Source organism: Mycobacterium sp. (assembly GCF_035653355.1).
Lineage (GTDB): Bacteria > Actinomycetota > Actinomycetes > Mycobacteriales > Mycobacteriaceae > Mycobacterium.
On the sequence record NZ_DASRBZ010000205.1, the window covers coordinates 1 to 6,646 of the forward strand.

Annotated in this window: 11 protein-coding genes and 2 pseudogenes; 4 read left to right on the forward strand and 9 right to left on the reverse strand. The window is 66.0% G+C overall.

Features of this window, described 5'->3' with window-relative positions; translation table 11 throughout:
- Positions 1-22: 22 nt before the first annotated feature.
- A pseudogene (locus tag VFA16_RS06950) lies at positions 23-222 on the reverse strand (hypothetical protein); the annotation flags it as partial.
- A gap of 36 nt (positions 223-258) precedes the next feature.
- On the opposite strand from VFA16_RS06950, the pseudogene VFA16_RS06955 reads away from it, so the two are divergent.
- Positions 259-616 (forward strand): annotated as a pseudogene (locus tag VFA16_RS06955) (aminotransferase class III-fold pyridoxal phosphate-dependent enzyme); the annotation flags it as partial.
- Between the two features lie 160 nt (positions 617-776).
- Positions 777-1,163: a hypothetical protein gene (locus VFA16_RS06960; protein ID WP_324967108.1), complete on the forward strand. Its 387-nt coding sequence runs from the start codon at positions 777-779 to the stop codon at positions 1,161-1,163.
- A gap of 18 nt (positions 1,164-1,181) precedes the next feature.
- Here VFA16_RS06960 and usfY read toward each other — a convergent pair whose 3' ends face one another.
- The 5 genes from usfY to VFA16_RS06985 all read right to left on the reverse strand — a co-directional run bounded on the left by usfY (position 1,182) and on the right by VFA16_RS06985 (position 3,091).
- Complete coding sequence (gene usfY, locus VFA16_RS06965) at positions 1,182-1,484, reverse strand: protein UsfY (RefSeq protein WP_324967109.1); 303 nt, start codon at positions 1,482-1,484, stop codon at positions 1,182-1,184.
- Positions 1,485-1,529: 45 nt separating this feature from the next.
- Positions 1,530-1,955 carry a hypothetical protein gene (locus VFA16_RS06970; RefSeq protein ID WP_324967110.1) on the reverse strand — a complete coding sequence of 142 codons (426 nt, stop codon included), beginning with the start codon at positions 1,953-1,955 and terminating at the stop codon, positions 1,530-1,532.
- A gap of 156 nt (positions 1,956-2,111) precedes the next feature.
- A complete protein-coding gene (locus VFA16_RS06975) occupies positions 2,112-2,357 on the reverse strand; it encodes a CsbD family protein (RefSeq protein WP_324967111.1) in 246 nt (81 codons plus the stop codon).
- Between the two features lie 231 nt (positions 2,358-2,588).
- The gene (locus VFA16_RS06980; RefSeq protein WP_324967112.1) at positions 2,589-2,783 is read right to left on the reverse strand and encodes a hypothetical protein; all 195 of its coding nucleotides are present in this window, start codon (positions 2,781-2,783) and stop codon (positions 2,589-2,591) included.
- A gap of 131 nt (positions 2,784-2,914) precedes the next feature.
- Positions 2,915-3,091 (reverse strand): hypothetical protein, encoded by a 177-nt coding sequence (locus VFA16_RS06985; protein ID WP_324967118.1) that lies wholly within the window; start codon positions 3,089-3,091, stop codon positions 2,915-2,917.
- Positions 3,092-3,146: 55 nt separating this feature from the next.
- Between VFA16_RS06985 and VFA16_RS06990 the strand changes: the two genes are divergently transcribed.
- Positions 3,147-3,581, forward strand: coding sequence for an ATP-binding protein (locus tag VFA16_RS06990; RefSeq protein WP_324967113.1), 435 nt, complete (start codon positions 3,147-3,149; stop codon positions 3,579-3,581).
- Positions 3,578-4,369: an RNA polymerase sigma factor SigF gene (locus VFA16_RS06995; protein ID WP_324967114.1), complete on the forward strand. Its 792-nt coding sequence runs from the start codon at positions 3,578-3,580 to the stop codon at positions 4,367-4,369. The genes VFA16_RS06990 and VFA16_RS06995 overlap by 4 nt, the downstream gene beginning before the upstream one ends.
- On the opposite strand, the gene VFA16_RS07000 is transcribed toward VFA16_RS06995, so the two are convergent.
- The 3 genes from VFA16_RS07000 to VFA16_RS07010 form a co-directional block, all read right to left on the reverse strand.
- A complete protein-coding gene (locus VFA16_RS07000) occupies positions 4,340-4,795 on the reverse strand; it encodes an STAS domain-containing protein (RefSeq protein WP_324967115.1) in 456 nt (151 codons plus the stop codon). The two genes, VFA16_RS06995 and VFA16_RS07000, sit on opposite strands and share 30 nt — an antisense overlap.
- Positions 4,796-4,963: 168 nt before the next feature.
- Entirely contained in the window at positions 4,964-5,227 is a 264-nt protein-coding gene (locus VFA16_RS07005) for a hypothetical protein (protein ID WP_324967117.1), read from the reverse strand.
- Between the two features lie 15 nt (positions 5,228-5,242).
- A partial coding sequence (locus VFA16_RS07010) for an acetyl/propionyl/methylcrotonyl-CoA carboxylase subunit alpha (protein WP_324967116.1) occupies positions 5,243-6,646 on the reverse strand: 1,404 nt, incomplete at its 5' end.

The following is a 6,646-nucleotide window of genomic DNA, read 5'->3' on the forward strand; positions in this document are numbered from 1 at the left end:
GCGGTCTAGCGCTGAACAGCGCTCAGGTGAACCGCACACCTTGTGCCAGCGGTAGTTGCGACGAGTAGTTGACGGTGTTGGTGGCGCGACGCATATACGCCTTCCACGCATCAGAACCGGATTCGCGCCGGCAAAATCGTCGTAGGCCAGCACGTAGAGAATCGGCGCGAACGTCTCGGTAGCCACGATTGCGGTTTGCTCCGGCATCCGCACCAGCGCCGGCGGCGACGTAGCACGCACCGCCGGGTCGCCGATGCGGGCGGCAACCTCGTCGAGCTGGTGCGCGCACGGCGCATCCTGGAGGTCATCGAGGCCGACGGCCTGTTCAGCCGGCGCCGCCGAACACGGCCGCCATTTGCGTGCCCGACTCGACGAACTCGCCGCCGAGTTCCCAGGCTTGGTGCTCGACGTCCGCGGCCGCGGCCCGATGTGCGCATTCAGCTTGCCGACCACCACCGACCGCGACAAGTTGATCCGCGGACTGTGGCAGCGCGGGGTGATCGTTTTGCCAAGCGGGTACGAGAGCGTGCGTTTCCGCCCGGCCCTGACGGTGTCGGGCGACGAAATCGACCAGGCGGTGGCCGCCGTCCGCCAAGTGTTGGAGCACCTCACATGACCGGGTCCGGGACGGTTTACCTGCGCTAACCGGCGGGTATCCCATGTGCGCTCTAAGCAGTCAGGGCCAGGAGGCGTCAGCGCGATGTGACTCGCGATGTAACTGATGCGCCGGATCAGACGATGAAGTAAGAGCAATCCACGCAGGACAGTGATCGACCATGCAAAACCCACGTCAGCATTCACCCGGTGACCGCCTCGGCCAAGAGGACAGCGAGGTCCAGGCGGCGGTGCGGTTTGCGCTTTTAGCCGCGGCGGCCGGCGTCGGTTTCCTTATCGTGGCCGCTTTGTGGGTCAGCACCTGTAAGGGCCAGATGGCCTTGGACACCGTGGCGTGCGGAGCACCGCAGCGGGCCCTGTTGGCTTTCGGTGCGCCGGCGATATTGCTGGCCGGCGGCGGCTGGGCGTTTCTCCGCACCTACCGCGTGTGGCGTGATCGCGGCACGTGGTGGGCGTGGCAGGGCGCCGGCTGGTTCTTGCTGATGCTGATGTTGCTGACGCTCACCATGGGCGTTGCGCCGATCGCAGGCCCGGCACTTGCCGGCTGACCGGCGTCGACTACACCCTTAGGCGGTTCGCTGCTCCGGCCGACCCTCGACGCGCCACTCTTCGTCGATGCTGAGCACTCGGCGACGCTCCAACACCAGCCACAGCGCCCCGTTGACCGTGCCCAGCACAGCAACAAGCACCGTCGTGGGCAGCCACTCGTAATGTTGGTAGGCAGCGGCTGCCAGCGTGCTGACCACCCCTAGTACTGCGATCGCCAGCAGGATAAATCCCGGCCAGAACAGGTTGTCCTTCATCGTGATACCGGCATGAGGCTGCGTAGTCCGGAAATGATCAATCGGATCTCGATGGATGTCTCCCACCGGGCCTCCCTCCGTCGCCGGACGAGATAACGACCATTTTGCTACTTACTCGCGGTCCGGCGCACGTTGCGTGATCGGGCGCGTCACTCCGGCCTCGTCGCGGATCAGCACATCGGGCAGCAAAACCGCCCCGACCGTTGTCACGAGCCAGACCACAAGCGTTGCCGCAACCCACGACGCGGCCCCGCGGATGCTGAGCCCAGCAGTAAATTCCGAGGCGAGGATCAGTGCGAGCAGCGTCAGTGCCAGACCGGTGCTGCCCATCAGCAACGAGGCATACGCACGCGGCAACTTCAAAATCCACCAGGACAGCACCGCCTGCGCTACCGCGAAAATCACTACGGCGACGATGAAACCGGAAACTGACAGCGAGACCCGGGGAACAACCCACGCCGCCACCAGCAACCCGATCGCCCACGACGCCAGAAGCACAATGGTCCGCAGCACCATCTGCCTGAACTCACCACTCATGGCAATTAAGCGTAGGTGCCTTGGCCCCAGTTTTACGGCTGCGTTGACTGATCAAAACGCCGGTTTGCGATCGGGCGCGGCGTGCTGTTGGCCCGGCGGTGTTGCAAACACAAAAGGCCCAGCCGCTCGGCTGGGCCTTTTGCTTTCAGGCGGATCTTATTGCTCGCGCTGTTGGGTGGCCTTTTGGCGTTGCTCTTTGGCTTTGGCCTCAGCGCGCGCCTTCTCAGCCTCGGCTTCCTTGCGGGCGGCGTCGCGGTGCGCTCTGGCCTTGTCCTGCTGCGCCTGGCCCTCCTGGGACAGGTTGTCGCGGCCGGTAACCGTGCCTACGACCTCTTTGACAAGGCCTTTGACGCCCTCAACGATGCCCCGCACGGCTTCGCCGGGGCCACTGTTCTCACCCATATATCTTCCTTTCCGCGTTAGCGGTACGCCCTCGCGGCGTTACGTAGGCGTACCCAGCCTTTCGCCCTCTTCTTGAGCGTCGCGCGGTTCTGCACGCTACGGAGTGGGAGCGAGCCGGCGTGCTGGCGACGCTTCGGTCACCCGCATCCGACATCTTCGCCTCCTCTGCAGCCGCTATCCCCGACCGTCAGCGAGGTTTCCCATCACGGGACTGTCGCAAACACCTCCCGGCTATCCCCGATACTCATCGCGGTCATCCTCGACGACTTCATGCAGCTGGTCCTGCCAATCCGGGGCATTGGCCTCCATGGGGACCTCCACCGGCACATCCGCGTGCTCCACGCTGGCCGGCTCCGGCGCGGTTTCTTGCTCCTGCTCGACGGCGTCGGCGATGGGCGTCTCGTCGGAAAGATTGCGATCGCGCATCTGCGCCTCCTACCCCTGGGCGCACGAGCCGAAACTGCGGCCCAGGTCACTGGTTACAAACGACGGTCAGCGGGTATGGACTTTGCACGATGACGAATTCGCAGGCGGTCGGTTATGTCGTGGTGCCGTGGTCAGCCCATCATTGGGGACAGAATCACAAACGCGATGACATAAATCCCTACCGCAACCAAGATCAAGACGACCAGCGTGATCACTGCGATCAGCGCGACGCGCCCAAGATTGCGCGTGCGGGCCGTGTCGGTTGTGTCGGCCTCGTCCATGCGGACCGCATACCCGGAGGTGGTCATGACTAACCGGCTCCGCCTCGGAGATAGTCTCGGTCACACAATGCTGGGAGACCCCATGGCCGATGCAGAAGCGCGCGGTGAGAAGCAGCAACGAGGCGACCGCGCGGTCGAACTCCGGGTCGCTGCGCGGCTGGAGAATTTGGCGGTGCTGCGCACACTGGTCGGGGCGGTCGGCACCTTCGAAGACCTCGATTTCGACGCGGTGGCTGATTTGCGGCTCGCGGTCGACGAGGTCTGTACCCGGTTGATTCGCTCAGCCACACCGGACGCGACGTTGGTGCTGGTGGTCGACCCGCGAGACGACGAGCTCGTGGTGGAGGCGTCGACCACCTGCCAAACCTACGACGTGGTGACTCCCGGTAGCTTCAGCTGGCACGTCCTGACTTCGCTGACCGACGGCGTGCAGACCTTCCGCGACGGCAGTCAGCCGGAAGGCGGCGGTGTCTTCGGGATCACGCTGACCACACGACGGGCGGGCTCCACCAGGTGACAGCGCGAGCTGTCGGCGGTTCTGGTTCGCGACAGAATGAATATGCCGACGTTCCCGACTTGTTCCGTGAGCTGGCCACCCTCCCGCCGAACTCACCGGAATTCCAGCGGCAGCGCGACAAGATCGTCGAGCGCTGCCTGCCGCTGGCCGACCACATCGCACGCCGATTCGAGGGCCGCGGCGAACCGCGCGACGATTTAGTCCAGGTAGCGCGGGTCGGGCTGGTCAACGCGGTGGTCCGATTCGACGTCGAGGCCGGATCAGACTTCGTGTCGTTCGCGGTGCCCACCATCATGGGGGAGGTCCGGCGACACTTTCGCGACAACAGCTGGTCGGTGAAGGTGCCGCGGCGTCTCAAAGAACTGCACTTACGGCTCGGCACTGCTACCGCCGACTTGTCGCAACGGCTGGGCCGAGCTCCCACGGCCACCGAGCTCGCCGACGAACTCGACATGGACCGCACCGAGATCGTCGAAGGACTGGTTGCGGGCAGCTCATACAACACGCTGTCGATCGACAGCGGTGGCGGCGGTAGCGCCGACGACGATGCCCGTGCGATTGCTGACACCCTCGGCGACGTGGATACCGGCCTAGAGCGGATCGAGAACCGCGAGGCGTTGCGTCCGCTACTGGATGCGCTGCCCGAGCGGGAGCGGACGGTGTTGGTGCTCCGGTTCTTCGAGTCGATGACGCAGACGCAAATCGCCGAACGGGTCGGCATCTCGCAGATGCACGTGTCCCGTCTGCTGGCTAAATCGTTAGCGCGACTGCGGGACCAATTGGAGTAGGCGGCGCGGTTCGTCGGCGGCGGCCATCGCCGCATCCGTGGACTCCGCGATTGGCAGCGCGTGCTCGGGATCGCAGATCCGCAACAGCCGAGAAACCGCGCGACTGGGCACTACCGCCCACCGCACGTCGGCTGCGGCGCAGCGGACATTGATCGTGTGCAGGGCTGAAAACGCCGCGGTCCCAAAGAATTCCACGCCGCTGAGGTCCAAGACCAGCAGCTTGGAGAAGCTGGCGCAGCGCTGCACGTAATCGGCGAGCTGACCGGCGTTGGCGGCGTCGAGCTCGCCCTGCGCGGCGACCACGGCGACCGACGGCCCCCGGTGGACGGTAAAACGTGCGGTGCGGTTCTCCCAGGGTTGAGACGGAAATGCGGCGTCTGCGCCAGCGGTCGCGCCCGCAGGGCCTGCGGTTTTCACGACAGACATAGGTGACTCCATCAGTCGACGAAAATTTCGTGCTGTGGATCACGTCAATTAGAGGATTGCCCTTCGCGGCAGGGAGTTCGCCTCCCTGCACGTCATTGACGCTGTCCGGGCGGCTGTGAACTCAACCTGCCAAAAACCTTACTCGGGCCGGGGTGGGCCTACAACGGTTTAGCTGCGATTCCCCCGCTCACCAGGAACGATGGCGGTCGCGAACCGCCGCACCGAGTCGGCGGCGGCCACCACAGCTGCGGTATGGCCCTCGCATGCGCGGGTATCGATGGCACCCGTCGCGGGGTTCAGCGTCACCTCGCCCAGCGACTCGCCCGTCGTGGCCTCGCAGATAGCCCAGCTGTACCGCGTGTCCGACGACCAATCGTCGAGATGCAGCGCCCGCAGGTACCACGGCCCGGCGTTGATCTCAATAGCCTCCAGGTCCGGCTCCTCCGGCTATTTGATCTCGGCGAGGACCGTGCCCTGAGTGATGGCAGCCCCGGCCTCAACCGCCAGACCCGTGATAGTGCCGTCTTTGTGCGCGGTGACCGGGTTCTCCATCTTCATCGCCTCCAAGACCACGACCAGATCGCCGGCGCTGACCTCTTGGCCTTCTTCGACGGCGACTTTGACCACGGTGCCCTGCATGGGGGCGGTCACCGCGTCGCCGGAGGCCGCGGCGCCAGCCAGTGCGCCGCGCTTGCGTGGCTTGGGTTTGCGCCGGATGACACCGCTCTCGGAGCCGCCGCCGTTGGACAGCGCCAGGTCGGCGGGCAGCGACACTTCCAGCCGGCGGCCACCGACCTCGACGACCACCTTCTGCCGCGGCCGGGCGTCCTCCTCGTCGAGGGGCTCGCCGCCGGTGAACGGCTCGATGGTGTTGTTCCACTCGGTTTCGATCCAGCGGGTGTGCACCGAGAAGCCGTTCTCGTCGCCGATGAACGCCGGGTCGCGGACGATCGCCCGGTGGAAGGGGATCACGGTGGCCAGGCCCTCGACCTCGAACTCGTCGAGAGCGCGGCGGGCCCGGGCCAGCGCCTCCTCGCGGTCGGCGCCGTACACGATCAGCTTTGCCAGCATCGAGTCGAACTGCCCGCCGATCACCGAGCCGGTCTCGACGCCGGAGTCCACCCGCACGCCTGGGCCGGACGGCGGGTGGAACTTCGTCACCGGCCCCGGTGCGGGCAGGAAGTTGCGACCGGCGTCCTCGCCATTGATGCGGAACTCGAAGGCGTGTCCGCGCGGCGTCGGGTCCTCGGTGATGTCCAGCTTCTCGCCGTTGGCGATCTTGAACTGCTGCAACACCAGGTCGATGCCCGCGGTTTCCTCGGTGACTGGGTGTTCTACCTGCAGCCGGGTGTTGACCTCCAGGAACGAGATCAGCCCGTCGTGACCGACCAGGAACTCCACGGTCCCGGCGCCGTGGTAGTGGGCTTCCTTGCAGATGCGCTTGGCCGCTTCGTAGATTTCCTTGCGCTGCGCGTCGGTGAGGAACGGCGCCGGCGCCTCCTCGACCAGTTTCTGGTAGCGGCGCTGCAGCGAGCAGTCGCGAAGGCCGGCCACCACCACGTTGCCGTGCTGGTCGGCGATCACCTGCGCCTCGACGTGGCGCGGCTTGTCCAGGTAGCGCTCGACGAAGCACTCGCCCCGGCCGAACGCGGCGACCGCTTCGCGCACCGCCGACTCGTACAGCTCGGGGATCTCCTTCTCGGTGCGGGCCACCTTCATGCCCCGCCCGCCGCCACCGAACGCGGCCTTGATCGCCACCGGCAGCCCGTGCTCCCGGGCGAACTCCAGCACCTCCTCGGCGCCCTTGACCGGGTCCGGGGTGCCGGGCACCAGCGGGGCGCCGGCGCGCAT